Raw genomic sequence first — 17,278 nt, 5'->3', positions numbered from 1 at the left:
ACCCCTCGTGCTCACACGGGGTGTCTCACACGATCCTGGCAAAGAGGGTGTTCGGCACGACGTTGCCGGCGGTCCCCTGGTCCAAACCGAAGAAGCCCTGCACGTTGCCGCCGTCGGGGTCGGTCAGCACGCCCTGGAGTTCGGGGGTGGGATTGGCGATCCACGGCCTCCCGGCGCCCTGGACGCAGGGCACCACGCCGCCCTCCATCGCCAGGTTGGTCGGCGTGTTCGGCGGCTTGTCGTAGCTCACCTGGAGGATGGGATTCAGCGCGAACCGCCGCCAGCTGGCAGCATCCTGTTGCCCATGATCCACGTCCGCGGTCGACCCCAGCATGAAGGTCGACGTCGTGACGCCGTGCGACACCGCATAGTTCGCGGCGGCCTTCGCGTCGAACGGCATCGGAACGTTCGGTGCATTGTGGCAGTTCGTCACGTTGCTGGTGGAAATGCCCAGCACCAGTCCCGGTTGCCCGGCCGAGGTGGCCGTAGGTGCCCAGGAGGTTTCCGGCGAGATGGCTCCGGACAGCCAGAGTCCCGTCGCGTCGTTGTCCGTGACCGAGCACACCGCGCTGTGCAGCAACGTCGTGTTCACCACCGCGCTGTGGATGACGGCGCCGGCCAACTGGCTGGTGTTCACCTCGAAGTACGACCTCGAGACCGCCGCTATGTCATCGCTTTCAAAGCCGGCTTTGAGGTTCGACAGATCCTGGGCGGTCTGGTTGTAGTTCTTCTGTCCCGGGTAGCCGGACTGCACGACGACATGTGCCTGCGCGACGCAGCTGTCGCAGGAGGTTTCCGGGTCGAGTACCACCGGGAACCTCGTGCTGGGGTTGGCCAGAAAAGCCCGGTCCGGCACGACGGTCACCGCGTTCGCCGTAGCGGTCACAGCCATCTTCGCGTGCCGGTTGCCACCGCCGAGCCCCAGATTCTTCTCGGCCTCGGTGCCTGCGCCGCTGGAGTCCCACATGCTCGACGCGTCGCCGCTGAACAGCACGTTGCCGACGTTGTCCTTCACCGTCAGGCCACCGTCGTTCACGGACACCGTTGTGTTCCTCGTGAACAGCCCGAAGGTGACGCCGGCCAAGGCGGACGACTGTGCGGCTGCGGCGGTCTTGACTACGAGGTTCTCGTTGTAGCCACGAGTTGTGACCTGCACTCGCAGGTCGACGCCGGGATACACGTCGGCGTAGGTGGCGGTGTCCCCGGACACCTGCGGTGTGGGGAGGTCCGCGGGCCATGTCAGGCCCGCCTGCTTGTCACCGAGGCCGACTCGCACGATCGGCTTGCTCGCCGATCCAGCGCCGCCCGGGTTGAGCACGACGTCGAGTGGGAGCGCCTTCGGCGCGATGGCGCCGTCGGGCCGCTGCACCAGTGTGGCGTCGAGCGGGACCCAGGCGCCGTTCTGTTGCATCCGAACCGGTTCGGAGTGGGCGGTGAGGGTCCACGAGCCATCGGGATTCGCCACGGTCTCGGACGCGTCGGTGGTCTGCGACGTCACAAGGATCTGCTTGTTGGCCTGGTGGGCCAGTTTCAGGGCGGTGGCCGGATCGGCGACGGCGTCCGGCACAGCGGGAGCGGCGGCCGCGGCCGGCGCCGTGATCATCAGACTCGTCAGCGACAAGCCGATCGCCAGGACGCCGAGCGCGGCGCCAAGTCTGGAACGACGGGCGCGCGACAACACAAAGCTGCTCACAGGTTCCCCCCTGCGCATCAGGACGGCCGACCCATGACCGTCGCGTAAAGCCTCCGTGAGCCTGCCGCAAGACCGTGACCACAGAAAGGGGCCGAACAGGGCAATGCCACATCACGCTGTGTCACATAAGACAAATCGGACGGCGGCTGGCTAGCCGCCGTCCGAAAACGGATATCCAGGGACTGCCGTGAGCGACCGTTCACGATGACGCCGCGTGGATGTGCCGTGATGCGGGTGACCGCGGTCTACTCCGCTTCGATGCCCAGGCCCAGGCAAACCAGGGGGAGGTCGAGCTCCGGCACGCCCAGCTCGTAATTGTTCTCCCTGGTGGACAACAGGCATTTGATGAAGCCACCACTGAAGGGGATTCTGCCGCCGCTCGGATCGAGGGTGAAGGGGCCGGTCAACGGGGTGACGCCGGTGCGGCTCTTCCAGGTGATCGGCTGGCCCGGGACCAGGTTCAGCAGTCCACGCGAGAGCACCAGGGAATTGCTGACGTCCTCGACGCGCTTCAGCATTGTGATCACCTTGAAGCCGGCGCCGTTGCGGTAATTCTCGAGGTCGAGTTCCGGCTTCGTCTTCCGCAACACCAATCTGGCGACGGACGTGTAGGTGCCGGTCGAACGGCGGACGCGCGCGGGCATGTGCCTCACTCCAAACGTCGAAGGTCCCCCCTGCGCACGGAATCGGCGCAAGTCAGAGGAGAGGGTGCCGGAGGGGCGTGACCTTCGGGAAGGGGCCGAACAGCGCAATCGGCGGCGAATTCGGACAATCAGCCGAAACGGCGTTGGAAGACGCGGACGAGGGCGGGGAGGGCGCCGTTGATGCGGGCGGGGAAGCGGAGCCAGGAGGGGACGAAGATCTCGGCGCGGTGGTGTTCGACGGCGGCGACGAGGGCCTCGGCGACGGAGACGGCGGGGATGGGGCGGGGGCGGCGGCGGGTGTAGGGAGTGCCGCGGCGGTCGAAGAAAGGGGTGTCGATGACGCCGGGGTGGACGACGGTGACGCCGATGGCGGGGACTTCGAGGCGGAGGGCGTCGGCGAAGGCGCGGAGGGCGGCCTTGGTGGCGGAGTAGACGGCCTCGTCGGCGACGCCCATGGCGCCGGCGATGGAGGACACGAGCACGAGGTGTCCACGGCCGCGGGCGATCATGCCGGGGAGCAGGGCGCGGGCCAACTCCAGCTGTGCCACCACGTTCACGGCGAAGAGTTCGGCGATCTTGCCGGGCTCCATCTCGGCGAAGGGGCCGGCGTGGCCGATGCCGGCGTTGAGGACGAGCAGGTCGATGTCGCCGGCCCAGGAGGCCAGGTCGGAGACGCCGGTGGCCAGGTCGCAGGCGAAGGAGGAGGGGCCGGTGATGGTGCGGCCGGTGCGCAACACGGTGGCGCCCTTGGCGGCGAGCACGTCGGCGGTGACGGCGCCGATGCCGGAGGACGCGCCGGTGACGAGGGCCCGCATGCCGGTCACGGAAGGCAAACTACCTCCAAAGCGAAGCGGGTCAGGGGAGGCACGCGGCCGCCAACACGTAGTGAGTCAACGCTGGTGTTCGGCTTCCTTGGCGGCGGCCTGGGGGGCGCGGCGGCTGAGGACGAAGACGCCGCCGGAGAGGACGGCGAGGGCGAGGATCTGGCCGATGATGGGGCCGGCGCCGGTGCGGAGGGACTCGTCGAGCCACATGATGCCGATGCCGATGCCGACCAGGGGGTCGAGGATGGTGATCACGGCGAGGGCCGGGGCGAGGGCCCGTTCGGCCTGGAAAGCGTTCTGGCTCAACAGGAAGCCGATGGGGCCACAGACGGCGACGGCGTAGATGGGCCAGTGGGTGAGCATGACCAGGATGCCCTGGGAAAGCTCCTCGGCGGCGAGCTTGGCCAGGCCGGCGCTGACGCCGTAGAGCACGCCGGCGGCGACGGCGAGGGCGATGGCGCGGGTGTTGCCGGGGCGGCGGGCGGCGACGGCGAGGCAGATGGCCAGCAGGACGGCCAGGCCGATGGCCAACGGCAGCACGGCGCCGAGGGTCATCTCCTGGCTGTCGCCGGTGGGCTGGGCGACCAGAAGGAACGCGGCGAGGCCGGCGACGCAGAGGCCGGCGCCGAGCAGGACGATGCGGTCGAAGGAGCCGGAGAACAGCACGCCGAACAACAGGCCGGTGACCAGCAGGGGCTGGACCAGCACCAGGGGGCCGGTGGTCAGGGCGACCCACTGGAGGATCACACCGAAGGCGTTGGCCACCAAGGAAAGCAACCACACCCGCTGCTGGGCGAGGTCGACGAGGAGGCCGGGCTGCAGCGCGTCGCGCCGGCGCACCTGCTGGGTGGCCCGGTGCTGCAACGCGCTGGTGAGGCCGAAGAAGGCGGCGCCGGCCACGGCGGCGGGCACGGCGATGAGCAGATTCATGGTGTCCTGCCTGAGAACTCCCTCAGCGCGTCGACCATCCGGGCGGCCAGTGGCGTGCCGTCGGTCGACCCGCCACCGGTGACGCAGACAGTCACATATCGTCCCCAGGTCAACGCGCCCCACGCGATGGGGACGCCCTCGGCGAGCGGGAGCACCGCGTAGGCGGCCTCGATCTCCGCACCGCCCAACGAAACCTTCCACCGCGGCCCGGGTATCACTGAGGCGATGGCGCCGAACCACCGCGACTGGTACACGAGCCGAGCCAACAGGCGGTGCGCGGGGGCCGGCAGCAGACCGATGAGGCGCACGACGAAGTTCGCGGCCTCGGGCGCGCCGGACTCGACCCCGGCCCGCAAGGCGTCACGAACCAATTCCAGGCACCGCAAGGGATCCGTCTCCTGCACGGGCAGGTCGACGGACACGGCACCGGTCCAGTTGCCGGCGGCGCGCAGGGTGTCGGTCCCGCGCAGCGACCACGGCACCATCACCCGGAGCCGATCGCCTTGGTACGCAAGGGCGAACATGGCGATCAACAGCTCCGTCGGCGTCGCGCCGAGGGCACGGGCGGTGGCGCGAACCTCGGGCCCGGGCAGCTTGGCCAGGCCGTGCCGACGGGTGGCCCCGAACTTCTGACCGGGAGGCACGGATCCGGCCCGTGCCAACGCCTTCAGGCCGCTGAACCGCAGCCGTGGCAGCTTGTGGCTGACCTGATGCCCGACCGGATTGGTCCAGGCCCGGCCCTTGCCGTCGGTGCCGGTCAGCAGACCACGCAGCACGGCGACGCCGTCACCGAGGGCGTGATGCAGCTTGAACAACACAGCCGGCGAAGGTCCACGCACGATCAGCGCCGCGGCGGTCGCCCCGCGCGGCAACGGCTGGGCGTAGAAGTAGTCGACGGCCTCCGGCAACGGAACGTCCACTTCGGACACCAAGGCCTTGGTGTCCACGGACTCGTCCTGCTCCCACCGCGGCCGCCGCAGCCACGAGCCGGGGTCGACGTGCCCGCGCACGCCGTGCATCGCGTCCAACATGCCGGCCACGTCGGCCACCGTGACCTCGGCCGACATCTCCAGCACCGCACCGACATGCTGCGGCACACGCGGCGACGCGATGTGCACGAACAACGAGTCCTCGGCCGACAGCACCCGCCCGAGCCGCTCCGGCCGCGCCGAGTTCAGGGCCAGCAGCCCCTCTTCCACCAGCCGCTCGTCGGCCTGTTTGAGCGCCAATCGCTCCATCTGCGCCAATCGCGGAAGATCACGCACGGCCGCGGCCAGCTCGCCGTCCCGCTCGCACACCACGGCGATCCCGGCGTCCTCCATCAACTTCGCGTTGGCCCGCCCGTGGGCCGCGATCGGACGGTGCATCAGCACCGGGCGGCCGACCGCGAGCGCCTCCAGCGAGGTGGCGCCGCCGGCATTGGTCACCACGACATCGGACGCCACCATCAGCGTCGCCATCCGGTCGGTCCAGCCGAGCACCCGCACCCGGGGGTCGTCGCCGATGGCAGCGCGAATTCTGGCGCGCAGCCGCTCGTTGCGACCGCAGACCACCACCACCATGCCGTCCGGGGTGCCCTCAAGCAGTTCCTTCACGGTGTCCTCGGACCGTCCGAAGCCGAGCGAGCCGCAGGCCACCAGCGACACGAAGCGGTCCTGGGGCAGCTCCAGCTCGGCCCGCGCGGCACTGCGGTCACCAGGGTGGAAGACCTCGTCGGCGGTCGGCGCGGAGATCGCCACCGTCGCGCCGGGCGCGCTGCGCGCGGCCACCGGCACGGCCACCTCGTGCATCACCAGGTTGAGGTCGATGCCCTGGTAGACCCAGAACGGGTGCGGCGCGAAGTCGGACACCCACGCGCCGATCGGCGTCTCCAGCCCGCGGTGCCGGCGCAGCCAGTCCAGGCCGGCCGTGCCCAGCGGATACGTGGACAGGATGAGATCGGGCTGGATCTGGTCGATCTTGGCGGCCAGCCGCCGTCCGGCCCATTCGCCGACGAAGCGCTTGGACGCCCGCGCGAACCACCGGTAGCGCCACACCGAGTCGTAGAAGAACTCGTACAGCCAGGGCGTTCGCTCCACGTTGGTGACGTAGATCCGCCGGAAGGCGGGCCCGACGCCGCGGCCCATCACATCCAGCGTGTCCAGCCAGTGCGTGGCCGCATCGGGCCACAGCCGACCCGCGGCCGCGCGCAGCGCACGGCCGGTGGCGTTGTGGCCCTCGCCCATGTCGGCGGACAGGATCAGGATCCGTCGCGGCGTCGCCGAGTCCAGCACGGTGATCAGCTTGGCCCACCGCGGCCGACCGCGCCACACGACTTTTGCCGATGAGCTCGATCCGCCCAACGCTCATCGTGGTGACGGAAGGTAGTTGTCCGAGGTTAGACTCACGATCATGGCGTCTGTCCGGGATGTGACGCGGAATCTGCTGCGAAGCTGGGGCTGCACAACGGTGTTCGGCAACCCCGGCTCGACCGAGCTGCCGTTCCTGGCCGACTGGCCGGACGACTTCAGATACGTGCTGGGCCTGCACGAGTCGTCGGTGGTGGCGATGGCCGACGGTTACGCGCAGTTCAGCGGCCGTCCGGCGGTGGTCAACCTGCACTCCTCCGGCGGCGTCGGCCACGGTTTGGGCAGCCTGGTCACGGCGTTCCGCAACCGGTCGCCACTGCTGGTGATCGCCGGTCAGCAGGCACGGTCGCTGCTCAACGGCGAGCCGTTCCTGGGTGCGGTCGACGCGCCGGAATTTCCCCGTCCCTACGTGAAGTGGAGCGCGCAGCCGGCTCGGGCCGCGGACGTGCCGGCGGCGTTGGCCCGAGGGCTGCACCTGGCGACCCAACCGCCGTACGGGCCGGTTTTCGTGTCGGTGCCGGTGGACGACTGGGATCAGCCCGGAGTTGACGTTCCGTCACGTCCGCCGGTCGCCGGCTTCGGGCCGGACGCGGCGGCCATTCGAGTGATCGCGTCGGCCCTGGACGTCGCCGAGCGGCCGGCGATCGTCGTCGGGGCCTCGGTGGACGCGGACGACGCCGTCGAGGACGCCGTGGCGCTGGCCGAGCGCACCAAGGCGGCGGTGTGGGCGTCGCCGATGTCGTCGCGCTGCTCGTTTCCCGAGGACCACCCGTTGTTCGCGGGTTTCCTGCCGCCGGCCGACCGGCAACTGCGGCAGACGTTGCAGGCGTACGACTGCGTGGTGGTGATCGGGGCGCCCGCGTTCGTCTATCACGTCCAGACGCCGGCCGACGGCCCGGAGCTGCCGCCGCTGCACCTCGTGCACGACGATCCGACGGTCCTGTCCTGGGCGCCGGCCGGGGCCGGACTGCTGTCGACGCCCAAGCGGGCGATCCGGGCCCTGACCGAGCTGGTCGAGCCGTCGTCACGACCGGCGCCGGCCGTGCGGGAACGGGCTGTGGAACCGGTACCGACCATCCCGATGACCGGGGCATTCGTGCTGGCGGCGATCCGGCGGGCGCTGCCGGCCGACGGCGTTGTCGTCGAGGAGATCCCGAGTCACCGCAACGACCTGCGTGAACACCTGCCGATCACGGCTCGCGGCCGTGGCTTCTTCACCATCGCCAGCGGCGTGCTCGGCTACGGCCTGCCCGGCGCGGTCGGGGTGTCGCTGGCCGCCCCGGAACGGCCGGTGATCGCGGTCGTCGGCGACGGCTCGGCGATGTACGGCATCCAGGCGCTGTGGACCGCGGCCAAAGAACACGCCTCGGTCACGTTTGTCGTGCTGGACAACGCCCAGTACGCGGCGCTGCGGTCGATGGCCGACAGCGCGGGCGTGGCCAAGGCGCCCGGGATCGAGCTCGGCGGCCTCGACTTCTGCGCGCTGGCGGCCGGCATGGGCTGCCGATCGCGCCTGGTGGAACGGCCCGAGGAGCTGGAGGAGGCGCTGGCCACGGCCGTGCGGGCGAGCGGGCCCACCGTGCTGCATGTCCGGGTCGATCCGGGGTACTCGGCCCTGTATTAGCGACCCGTGTTACCTTGGACAGCAATCCCCGAACTGGCTGGTCAAGCGCCCGATCGTGGGCATTTCACGAAGGAGCGCAGTGTCGGACGTGCAGACCACCCGTGGATTCTGGGCCCGGGTCGCCGACTCTTTCCTGCCCAGGCCGACCGAGGACAGGCAGGGTCATCGAACCGCGGCGCTGAACGTCCCCGTGTGGCTGCGGCGGGCGACGCCGTGGCTGATCGCCGCCGTGCTGCTGTGGTTCGTGGTGTGCTCGATCATCTGGCCGGTCGGCATGTGGATGACCATCGACCTGGAGGTGTACCGGGCCGGCGGCGTGGCCGTGCTGGACGGGCGGCCGCTGTACGACCACCCGCTGGTGGCCAGCCTGATGTTCACCTACACGCCGTTCGCCGCGATCATCTTCGCCCCGCTGGCGCTGCTGCCGCTGCTGGGCACCGAGATCGTGTACACCGCCGTGACCGTGCTCCTGCTGCTGTTCTCGGTGGCGCGGTGCTGGCGCTGGATGGGGTATCGGCGGGACCGCGCGGCGGTTGGCATCGTGGTGCTGGGCACCGTGCTGGCGTTGATGTTCGAGCCGGTGCGGACCACCTTCTACCTGGGGCAGATCAACGTCCTGCTGCTGGCCATCGTGGTCGCCGACCTGCTGCGCACCCGCAAGTCCAACTGGATGGGCGTCGGCGTCGGCATCGCCGCCGGCATCAAGCTGACGCCGCTCGTGTTCATCCCGTACCTGCTGCTGACCAGGCAGTTCAAGGCGGCCGGGGTGGCCATGGCCAGCTTCGTCGGCACCATCGCGCTCGGTTTCGTCCTCAAGCCCCACGACGCGTACGCCTACTGGGTCGGGCAGAAGTTCAGCGAGGTCGCCCGAGTGGGTGACGTCTGGTCGACCGGCAACCAGACGCTGCGGGGCTTCCTGGCCCGGCTGGTGTCGCCGCCCGAGGCCACCCAGAACATCTGGGTCGTGCTGGCGCTGCTCATCGGCGCCCTCGGCTTCTGGGCCGCCGTCGTCGCGCACCGTCGCGGCGAGGAGCTGCTGGCCGTCAGCGTCATCGGGCTCTGCTCCACCGCCGTGTCGCCCTACTCGTGGTCGCACCACTGGGTGTGGTTCGTGCCGCTGGCCGTGTTCGCCCTGCACCGGGCCCTGACCACGCGGCGGCCGTCCATGTGGGTGCTCACCGCCTACGTCTACATCACCGCCTTCGCCTGGCCCGTCAGCTTCCCCGTGCACGACCCCGGTGCCCGGGCCGCCACCGGCATCTGGGCCATCAACTGGCCCGGCGACGTCGTGACCCGCAACGAGTACCTCATCGCCTACCTCGTCACCGCCGTCTTCACCCTCGTGCACCTACGCCGTTCGAAGGCCGTCGCGTCAACCGACGGGGTGATCGACAACCTCGATCCCGTGCCCAGCCGCTAAGGTAGGTCCCAAGCCCGGTCACACGGGCCGCGAGGCGTTGTCCCGCGAAGGGTTCGGTAGCCCATGGCTTACGAACCCTTTGAGGCACACCAATGTTCGCACCCAAGTCCGTTCGTTGTCGTTTGACCGACGGCTCCCCCACCGTCACCACCGTCCGGCACGACCGGCGGTCCCGTCTCGTCACCATCCGCCTCACCGAGGCCCCCGCGTTCACCATCACCGTGCGCGGCCAGCACATCGACGAGCTCGTCGAGGCCCTCCGCGAGGGCGACAGCCTCGGCGTCCCCTGCCGCCACGCCTCGTACGGCGACTGGCTGCTCGGCGTGCACCCCCACCAGTGGTGGGTCAACCCCCGCGCCCCGCGCCTGCCGATGGAGCTCTACCTGCTCCTGCCCGAGGACCAGCAGGCGGTCGTGGTGTTCACCGCCGACGAGGTGGAGGAGCTGTTGGCCACGCTTGTGGGTGCGGAACTGGTCGGGGCGGCGGACCAGTGCCGTTGAAGGTAAGCGAGATCATCAAGCTGATCGAGGCGGACGGATGGCGGCTACATCGAACGACCGGGAGCCATCGACACTACGTGCACCCGACCAGGCCAGGTGTCGTGACCGTGGCGGGCAAGCCGAGCAAGGACTTGCCAGTCGGCACGGAGCGCAGCATCCTGAAACAGGCCGGACTTGGCAGGAGGTCACAGTGAGCACGTTCGCGATCATCGTCGAACGGGCCGAGGACGGCGGCTACGGCGCGTGGTCTCCCGACCTGCCCGGGTGCGTGGCCCTCGGCGACACCCCCGAGGAGACCTTGCAGGAGATGCGGCAGGCCATCCAGGGCCACCTCGACGTCATGCGCGAACGCGGGGAGCCGCTGCCCAGCCCGAGGACGGTCATCGCGACCACCGTCGACGCCGCCTGAGCCTTCGGGGGTCACTGGTCCGGGTCGGGGCCGACGAGGTCGATCAGCGGTAGCGCGGCCAGGTCCTTGGCGGGCAGGGCGCGGGCGGCGGTGAGGACGCGCTGCTGCTGCTCGTTGATGCGCTTGTCGAGCAGGCGGGTCAGCTCGTAGGCGAGGGCGCCGGTCTGGCGGACGGTGACGTCGTCGAGGACGGCCTGGTCGACGGAGGTGATGGCGATGCCGCCGACCTGGCCGTCGGGGGTTTCGGCGGCGCCGACCTCGAAGCGGGCGCGGGGGTTGAGGGCCTCGGAGGCGTAGTGCTCGCGCAGTTGGCGGAGCAGCTTGTGCCATTCGAGGACCTCGCCTTTCAGCGGCAGGCCACTGACGTCATCGTCGGTGAGCCTGCCGCCGCCCGCGTCGGCGAAGCAGCGGGCGTACGAGAGCGTGGCCGTGGTCCAGACGCCCTCGATCACGATCGAGTCGGCGTCGTCGTCGGCCAGTTCGGCTACCAAACGCTCGCAGCAGCGCAGCACGGTCTGGAGGTCGTCGAACACGGCGACCATGTCCGCCAGGGCCAACGCCTCCGGGCCGGCGATCCGGCGCACGGTGCTCGGGTGGCTCGACTCGGTGCTCATGCGGCGCTCCTGTCCCCGTGCGAGCCTCTAGCCTAGGTCGGTGCACAACGGCCGGACGTCTCATGTTGAGACACCGTCCACCTGGGACTGAACGGGGAGCGCGAGATGGCCGTGACCAGCGAGAACACCGCGAAGTTGGCGGTGCTCATCGACGCGGACAACGCGCAGTCCTCGATCATCGAGGCCCTGCTGGCCGAGGTGGCCAAGTACGGCACCGCGCACGTCAAACGGGCCTACGGCGACTGGACGGGCACCAACCTGAAGGGCTGGAAGGACCACCTGCTGGCCCAGTCGATCCAGCCGATTCAGCAGTTCGCGTACACGACCGGCAAGAACGCCACCGACGCCGCCATGGTCATCGACGCCATGGATCTGCTGTACTCCGACCGTTTCGACGGATTCTGCATCGTCTCCAGCGACTCCGACTTCACCCGCCTCGCCGCCCGGCTGCGCGAGTCCGGCCTGACCGTCTACGGCTTCGGCGAGCGCAAGACGCCCAAGCCTTTCGTCGCCGCCTGCGACAAGTTCATCTACGTCGAGAACCTCGCCTACGCCGAGAGCACCGCCGCCCCCGCCGAGACGACCGCCCCGCGCAAGACCGCTCCCCAGCTCAAGGGCGACGCCGCCCTCGTCACCCTGCTCCGCGGCGCCGTCGAGGCCGCCTCCGACGACGACGGCTGGGCCTCCCTGTCCGGCGTCGGCAACATCGTCACCAAGCAGCGCCCCGACTTCGACTCCCGCACCTACGGCTACTCCAAGCTCAGCGACCTCGTCACCGCCACCACCCTGTTCGAGGTCACCCGCCGCAGCTCCGGCGAGGGCAAGCCGGCCACCGTGTACGTGCGGGACCGCCGCCGCGGCTGAACTTGGCTCGAAGTGTCGATCGCGGCTGCTCTTGTTCGACGCAGTGATGACCGCACTTCAGAACAGCCAGGGAGCACCCCATGAGTAGGACACCGCTGCGGCTCTACATGTCCATGTCGGTCGACGGGTACATCACCGGGCCGGACGACCGCCCGGGCCAGGAGCTCGGCCGCGGCGGCGGGCGGCTGTTCAACTGGCTTGACGACCGGATGTCCGAGGGGGTCAACGGGCAGGTGTACGCCGAGGCCGCGTCGACCGGCGCCGTGATATCCGGCCGCCGCACGTTCGAGCTGGCCAAGCGCTGGAACGGCGACCATCACGACGGCGTGCCGATCAACGTCCTGACCCACACCATCGACCCCGCCGACACGCCCCCCGGCAGCGCGAAGTTCTACACCGACGTCAACGCCTGCGCCGACGAGGCCCGCGAAGCGGCGGGTGACCGAGCCGTGCTGGTCCATGGCGCGGGTGCGGCCCAGGCCCTACTGGCCGCGGGCCAGCTCGACGAACTCGAACTGCACCTCGTCCCCGTGCTGCTGGGTGGCGGGCGGCGGCTGTTCGAGCCGACCGGCCTCGGCCACGTCGAGCTGGAGCCCGTCCGACGCCTCGAAGGCCGCAACGCCACGCATCTGCGTTACCGCATAGCGGTTTAACCACCTTGCGGCTGGGCGCGCAGCGAGTAGACGATCTCCACCGAGCCACCGGGCAGGCCGCGCGAGCTCTCGTAGGACAGCGTCGTGGCGGGATCCAGCGACTCCGTCAGCCGCATCCCCGCGCCGACCATGAACGGCAGCACCACCAGTTCCAGCCTGTCCACCGCGCCGAGCGCGCGGAAGGTCTCGATGGTGCTCGGGCCGCCGACGAGGTGGACGTCGCGGCCGGTGTTGTCGGCGCGCAGCCGCTCCAGCAGCCGGCCGGGGTCGCTGTCGAAGACCACGTCGTCGGGCGCGCCGGGCGTGCGGTGGGAGCCGAGCACATACACCTTCAGGTCCGGCCACGGCCAGCGGTCGGCGGTCAGCGCGGGCTCGAAGGTGGTGCGCCCCATCAGCACGGCTTCGCAGCCGGCGATGAAGTCCCGGATGCCGTGGCTGCCGGGACCGTGGGCGGGATCGATCACCTGCGGCGGCCACCCGTCCGGCGTGGTCACGTAGCCGTCGGCGGTCACGCACTGGCGGGCCAGGATCTGCATCGCGAACTCCTCACGAGACGGTTCGTATCGTCTCGCAAGAGAGTGCTCTCTGGCGAGCCCGGTGTCAAGACGAGACGTCTCTTCTCGTCTCGGAGTAGGATCGCTGCATGAAGTCGCCGAACGCCGCGCGCCGCAGCCAGCGGGCACACCGGGCGATCCTCGAAGCCGCCTACGAGCTGGCGCTGGATCGTGGGCCGGCGAAGGTGACCATCGACGCCATCGCGGCCCGGGCCGGTGTCGGCAAGCAGACCATCTACCGGTGGTGGCCTTCCAAGGGTGCGCTGCTGCTCGACGTGCTCGCCGACGCGGTGGGCGCGGTCAGCGAGATGCCCGACACCGGCGACGTGGTCGCTGACCTCACGACGCAGATGACCGCGGTCACCGACCTGTTCCGTTCGGATTTCGCCCGCTTCTACACGGGCCTCATCGCTGAGGCGCAAGCGGATGACGCGGTGGCTCGTGGTCTGGCCGAACAGCTCGTTGACCGCGCTGAGGGACCGCGGCGTCAGCGCCTGGAAAAGGCCCAGCGGGACGGACAGATCCGCGCCGATGTCGACATCGCCGCCGCGGTGGAGGCCCTCTACGCGCCGCTGTACTACCGGTTGCTGCTGCGCACCGCTCCGCTGAGCGTCGACCACGTGCACGCGGTGATCGACGCGGCTCTCAGAGGGGCACGGCCCAGCCCTGCGTGACCCCCCAAGGCGCCGGCACTGAATGTTCGTGCGCAGAACTCGCGGCAGCAGAGCGCATTCACGGTTGTTCGACGCTCCCGCCGGATGCCAGTGTGCCGGGGTGATCCTGCGGCCTGCGACCAACGACGACGCCCACGCACTGCTCGCCCTCTACCGCGCCGCCGACACGGCCGAGGTCGGCCGACCGGAAACCTCGGCCGCCGACATCACCGACCTGCTGCACGCCCCCGGCTTGACCCTAGGCACACGAAGCCTCGTCAGCGTCGACGACACCGGGATCACCGGCGTGGTCCTGTGCCACCCAGCGCCGCAACCAGGACAACTACGCGCCCAACTGCGCGTAGCGCCCGGCGACACGGCCACCGCCCTCGCCCGCACACTCCTGGACGCAGTCCACCACTGGACCCTCACCGACCGCGCCGCACCGAACAGCCCCGTGACGCTGTTCCAACTGCCCCGCTCCCCCGCCATCCCAGCGTTGCGCTCCGCGGGCTGGACCAAGATCCACAGCTACACCAGGATGATCGCCGACCTGATCGACCACACCGCCCCACCAACGCCGGCCGACGTACGCGTGCGCCCCGCGACCTCTCGCGCCGACATGGCGACCATCCACCACGTCCTCGAAACCGCCATCGCCGGCCACTGGAACCATCACCGACGCGATTTCCAAGACTTCCTGACCGATCAACAACAACGCGACGGCCACGACACATCGTTGTGGCTACTGGCCGAATCAGCCGGCAACCCCGTCGGCGCCGTCATCGCCCGCGCACCGGCCGACCGCGCCTGGATCGCCTGGCTGGGAGTACTTCCCGAGGCACGCGGGCGCGGCATCGCCACCGCCCTGCTCAGCTCCGCCTTCGCCAGATTGCGCGACCGCGGACACACCACAGCCGGCGTCGACGTGGACACCCACAACAACACCCACGCCATCGCCGTCTACAACCACGCCGGAATGCGACCCATCGGCACAGCCGACCAATGGCGCGCCAGCCACCCCTGACATCCGATGGTGACCGGCCCGCCGTGCGCTTCGATGGCGCGGTGCAGGTGATCAAGCCCTGGTTACCCGACCACGCCGGCGACGAGCCGGCCCCAACGCCGTTGTGGTCGCACCGGTCCGGGTGGCACGAACTGGCCCGGACCAGCACCAACCTCGACCAAGCGCTCGACGAACTCGTCGGTCACGTCGGCGGCGACCTCCAGGGTGCGGAGGAAGGCTCGCAGGCGCCGTTCTCTGCAGCTGGCAGGATGTGATGCAGGGGAGTCGTGCTTGTCGGACACGCGTTCCCTTTCCCGACCCGAGGATTGGACGCAATGGGACGCTCGTCGGTGTTCACCTTCCAGTACATCGCCATCGACACGGAGGCGGGTGTCACGCCGGAGGAGTTCGAGACCTTCGTGCGTGGTGAAGGCGTTCACCTGCCCTTGTACCCGGGGTGGCGGTGGACTCTGCTGCGCGGGTTGCGCGGCGAGCGGACCGGGCAGTACCTGATGTTGTACGAGATCGAGAGCGCTGAGCAACGCGACCGCTACGTCACGGCCCGGGGTGAGCAGACCGAGCTGGCCCGGCTGTTCTGGGCGCAGTATCCCGAGGCGGAGGCTGTGCTGGCACGATGGCGGCAGCTGGGCACGTTCGGCGAGCTGCCTACGTTGTTCACCGACTACCGGCTGCTGGCCGACAATCCGCGGAGCACGGTCACGCCCGGCCCCCGCTACCGCGACCGCCCGGGGGAGGAGCCCGTCGCCCGGGTCGTCGGGATCCACAACCTGGCGTTGCGCGCCGGTGTGACCGAGGAGATGTTCGACCGCTTCATCGCCGAGAACCACCACCGGATCGACGACTACCCGGACTGGCGGTTCCACGTGCTCAAGGGCGAGCGGGGCAACCGCCTCGACCAGTATGTGATGATGATGGAGATCGCGAGCCTGGACGCGCTGGACGTCTTCTACCCCGAGCCCGACATCGCCACCGGCGAGGCCGCGGAGTTCGCGGCCGCCCACCGCGACACCAAGCAGATGTACGAGGAGTGGAAGCAGCTGGCCTCGTTCTCGGGCTCGCCGCAGATCTACACGGACTACCTCGCCGTCGCGGAGAACCCGGCGTAGCCCCGCACGACCGGGACGGGCCCTGGATCAGGTGGTGGTGAGGTGGCGGGTCCGAGGATCGAGAGATCTACCGCTGGAGCGACCAGTGGTGCCACCCAAACCGATATGCCCAGTCGAGGCACGCGCCAAGACGCCGGCGGCTCGATGAACTTGTCACCGTGCACCTCCGCTGGCCAGCGGAGTGACAGGTGCGTTGAGGCCGAGGTCGCCGGTTTCTCACTGACACTTCTGGTGGGAGCGAGCCATGCCCGACGAGCTACCGGTCAGCGGCTGCTTGTTGAATGGCGGTACGACCGATGCCATGCTCGAACCGTCGTCGTCCGCGCTGGCGGCGTCACCTGCGCGTTCAGGACGGCGAGCTCGTCAAGGGTCCTGATCGGCCGGCAGATCGGCGCCAAGGTCGCCAGGGGCGAGATGAGCCAGGGATGAGCGCAACGGCGTGATTCCCCTGAGGTGGCGGCGATTTCCCGCCGCCACCTCAGGTCACATCGCCACCACCGCGAAGACGAGCACTGCTGTGGTCACGCTGCCCACGGCCCCTCGGACGTGTCGCGCGCCAACAGGTTGCTGGGATCAACCAGCGTGACCCTTCGGCAACTGTCTTGCCTTGTTGGTCGTCATGCCTGGTGATCGACAACCACGAGGAAGGACTCCCATGACGATCGTCCGGATCACCGCCGCCCTCGGCCTGGTGTTCGCGATGCTGCTGGGAGGGGTGGCCACCGCGACCGCGGCCACCCCGGCCGCCGCCGCGACCGCCCCGGCCAGAGCCGCGGCCGGCAAGGCAGCACCGCATGGCACCGTGGAATACACGAAGGTGCTGGCCTGGCACGACGACGAAGAACGCGAGAAGTGCCCGTCCACCGCCTGCCGGCTCGCCGGCGTGCTGAAGCCCGGCATTCTCGTCAACGGCTACTGCTGGACGGTCGGCGACAGCGTCACGGTGAACGGCGTCATCAATTACATCTGGGTGCGGATCAGCCCGGATGACAGCAAGCCCCTGTGGGTCAGCGCCGCGTACCTGGTCGGCGGCAAGTACGGCAACCTGCCGGCCGACGACGAGTGCCCGAACGTCAGCTGATCGGCTGAACGGCCGTTTCCCACACGGGTGGGAAACGGCCACTTCCCGTCGTCCCGGCGATTGTCGGTGGGTGTGGCTACGGTCGTGTGATGCGAGTGGCGACGTGGAACGTGAACTTGGTGACGCAGCGTCTGCCGAGGTTGCTGCCATGGCTGGACGAGCGGCGGCCGGACGTGGTGTGACTGCAGCGGGCGATTCCCTTGTTCGAAGCCGGCCTTGCGGACCTACCGCCTGCACTTGGCGGCGACTACCCCATGAACAAGACCATTCGCACCAACTTGCGCCAAGCGCGGCAGGAACTCTGAACGGTAGGTCAACAGGACGGGCCTGTCGT

General features: G+C 69.6%; 19 protein-coding genes. 12 read left to right on the top strand and 7 right to left on the bottom strand.

Translation table 11 applies throughout. The annotated features are described in order from the left end of the window. Window positions 1-25: 25 nt before the first annotated feature. The 5 genes from KUTG_RS41055 to KUTG_RS41035 all read right to left on the bottom strand — a co-directional run bounded on the left by KUTG_RS41055 (window position 26) and on the right by KUTG_RS41035 (window position 6,403). A complete protein-coding gene (locus KUTG_RS41055) occupies window positions 26-1,693 on the bottom strand; it encodes a hypothetical protein (protein WP_052396002.1) in 1,668 nt (555 codons plus the stop codon). A gap of 245 nt (window positions 1,694-1,938) precedes the next feature. Continuing rightward, window positions 1,939-2,337 carry a hypothetical protein gene (locus KUTG_RS41050; RefSeq protein WP_043724784.1) on the bottom strand — a complete coding sequence of 133 codons (399 nt, stop codon included), beginning with the start codon at window positions 2,335-2,337 and terminating at the stop codon, window positions 1,939-1,941. A gap of 128 nt (window positions 2,338-2,465) precedes the next feature. Continuing rightward, on the bottom strand, window positions 2,466-3,152 hold the full coding sequence (locus KUTG_RS41045) for an SDR family NAD(P)-dependent oxidoreductase (protein WP_043724783.1): 687 nt from the start codon (window positions 3,150-3,152) through the stop codon (window positions 2,466-2,468). Window positions 3,153-3,227: 75 nt separating this feature from the next. Continuing rightward, complete coding sequence (locus tag KUTG_RS41040; protein ID WP_043724780.1) at window positions 3,228-4,091, bottom strand: DMT family transporter; 864 nt, start codon at window positions 4,089-4,091, stop codon at window positions 3,228-3,230. Next, a complete protein-coding gene (locus tag KUTG_RS41035; protein WP_052396001.1) occupies window positions 4,088-6,403 on the bottom strand; it encodes a WS/DGAT domain-containing protein in 2,316 nt (771 codons plus the stop codon). The genes KUTG_RS41040 and KUTG_RS41035 overlap by 4 nt, the downstream gene beginning before the upstream one ends. Before the next feature lie 79 nt (window positions 6,404-6,482). On the opposite strand from KUTG_RS41035, the gene mdlC reads away from it, so the two are divergent. From mdlC to KUTG_RS41010, 5 genes are all read left to right on the top strand, one after another. Then, on the top strand, window positions 6,483-8,063 hold the full coding sequence (gene mdlC, locus KUTG_RS41030; protein WP_043724778.1) for a benzoylformate decarboxylase: 1,581 nt from the start codon (window positions 6,483-6,485) through the stop codon (window positions 8,061-8,063). 79 nt (window positions 8,064-8,142) lie between these two features. Next, complete coding sequence (locus KUTG_RS41025; RefSeq protein WP_052396000.1) at window positions 8,143-9,483, top strand: glycosyltransferase 87 family protein; 1,341 nt, start codon at window positions 8,143-8,145, stop codon at window positions 9,481-9,483. Window positions 9,484-9,605: 122 nt separating this feature from the next. Continuing rightward, window positions 9,606-9,983: a hypothetical protein gene (locus KUTG_RS41020; RefSeq protein ID WP_043724777.1), complete on the top strand. Its 378-nt coding sequence runs from the start codon at window positions 9,606-9,608 to the stop codon at window positions 9,981-9,983. Beyond that, window positions 9,974-10,177: a type II toxin-antitoxin system HicA family toxin gene (locus KUTG_RS41015; RefSeq protein WP_043724773.1), complete on the top strand. Its 204-nt coding sequence runs from the start codon at window positions 9,974-9,976 to the stop codon at window positions 10,175-10,177. The genes KUTG_RS41020 and KUTG_RS41015 overlap by 10 nt, the downstream gene beginning before the upstream one ends. After that, entirely contained in the window at window positions 10,174-10,392 is a 219-nt protein-coding gene (locus KUTG_RS41010) for a type II toxin-antitoxin system HicB family antitoxin (protein WP_043724772.1), read from the top strand. The genes KUTG_RS41015 and KUTG_RS41010 overlap by 4 nt, the downstream gene beginning before the upstream one ends. A gap of 11 nt (window positions 10,393-10,403) precedes the next feature. Here KUTG_RS41010 and KUTG_RS41005 read toward each other — a convergent pair whose 3' ends face one another. After that, window positions 10,404-11,006, bottom strand: coding sequence for a hypothetical protein (locus KUTG_RS41005; protein ID WP_043724769.1), 603 nt, complete (start codon window positions 11,004-11,006; stop codon window positions 10,404-10,406). Between the two features lie 105 nt (window positions 11,007-11,111). On the opposite strand from KUTG_RS41005, the gene KUTG_RS41000 reads away from it, so the two are divergent. Together KUTG_RS41000 and KUTG_RS40995 are read left to right on the top strand one after the other, a co-directional pair. Continuing rightward, window positions 11,112-11,870 carry an NYN domain-containing protein gene (locus tag KUTG_RS41000; RefSeq protein ID WP_043724767.1) on the top strand — a complete coding sequence of 253 codons (759 nt, stop codon included), beginning with the start codon at window positions 11,112-11,114 and terminating at the stop codon, window positions 11,868-11,870. An 80-nt stretch (window positions 11,871-11,950) separates the two neighbouring features. Continuing rightward, entirely contained in the window at window positions 11,951-12,523 is a 573-nt protein-coding gene (locus KUTG_RS40995) for a dihydrofolate reductase family protein (RefSeq protein WP_043724765.1), read from the top strand. Here the strand turns inward: KUTG_RS40995 and KUTG_RS40990 are convergent. Beyond that, window positions 12,520-13,059 (bottom strand): dihydrofolate reductase family protein, encoded by a 540-nt coding sequence (locus tag KUTG_RS40990; protein WP_043724760.1) that lies wholly within the window; start codon window positions 13,057-13,059, stop codon window positions 12,520-12,522. The two genes, KUTG_RS40995 and KUTG_RS40990, sit on opposite strands and share 4 nt — an antisense overlap. Window positions 13,060-13,166: 107 nt before the next feature. Between KUTG_RS40990 and KUTG_RS40985 the strand changes: the two genes are divergently transcribed. The 5 genes from KUTG_RS40985 (at window position 13,167) to KUTG_RS40965 (ending at window position 16,944) form a co-directional block, all read left to right on the top strand. After that, entirely contained in the window at window positions 13,167-13,751 is a 585-nt protein-coding gene (locus KUTG_RS40985; protein ID WP_043724759.1) for a TetR/AcrR family transcriptional regulator, read from the top strand. A gap of 100 nt (window positions 13,752-13,851) precedes the next feature. Next, on the top strand, window positions 13,852-14,757 hold the full coding sequence (locus KUTG_RS40980) for a GNAT family N-acetyltransferase (protein ID WP_052395999.1): 906 nt from the start codon (window positions 13,852-13,854) through the stop codon (window positions 14,755-14,757). Further along, window positions 14,736-15,011: a hypothetical protein gene (locus tag KUTG_RS40975; RefSeq protein ID WP_043724758.1), complete on the top strand. Its 276-nt coding sequence runs from the start codon at window positions 14,736-14,738 to the stop codon at window positions 15,009-15,011. Before KUTG_RS40980 ends, KUTG_RS40975 begins: the two co-directional genes overlap by 22 nt. Window positions 15,012-15,071: 60 nt before the next feature. Further along, window positions 15,072-15,863, top strand: coding sequence for a hypothetical protein (locus tag KUTG_RS40970; protein ID WP_043724756.1), 792 nt, complete (start codon window positions 15,072-15,074; stop codon window positions 15,861-15,863). A gap of 655 nt (window positions 15,864-16,518) precedes the next feature. Then, the gene (locus tag KUTG_RS40965) at window positions 16,519-16,944 is read left to right on the top strand and encodes a hypothetical protein (protein WP_043724751.1); all 426 of its coding nucleotides are present in this window, start codon (window positions 16,519-16,521) and stop codon (window positions 16,942-16,944) included. The last annotated feature ends 334 nt before the right edge of the window (window positions 16,945-17,278 follow it).

Source organism: Kutzneria sp. 744, assembly GCF_000568255.1.
GTDB lineage: Bacteria > Actinomycetota > Actinomycetes > Mycobacteriales > Pseudonocardiaceae > Kutzneria.
Note: the sequence above shows the minus strand (reverse complement) of the source record. Positions and strands in the feature narration are given on the sequence as shown.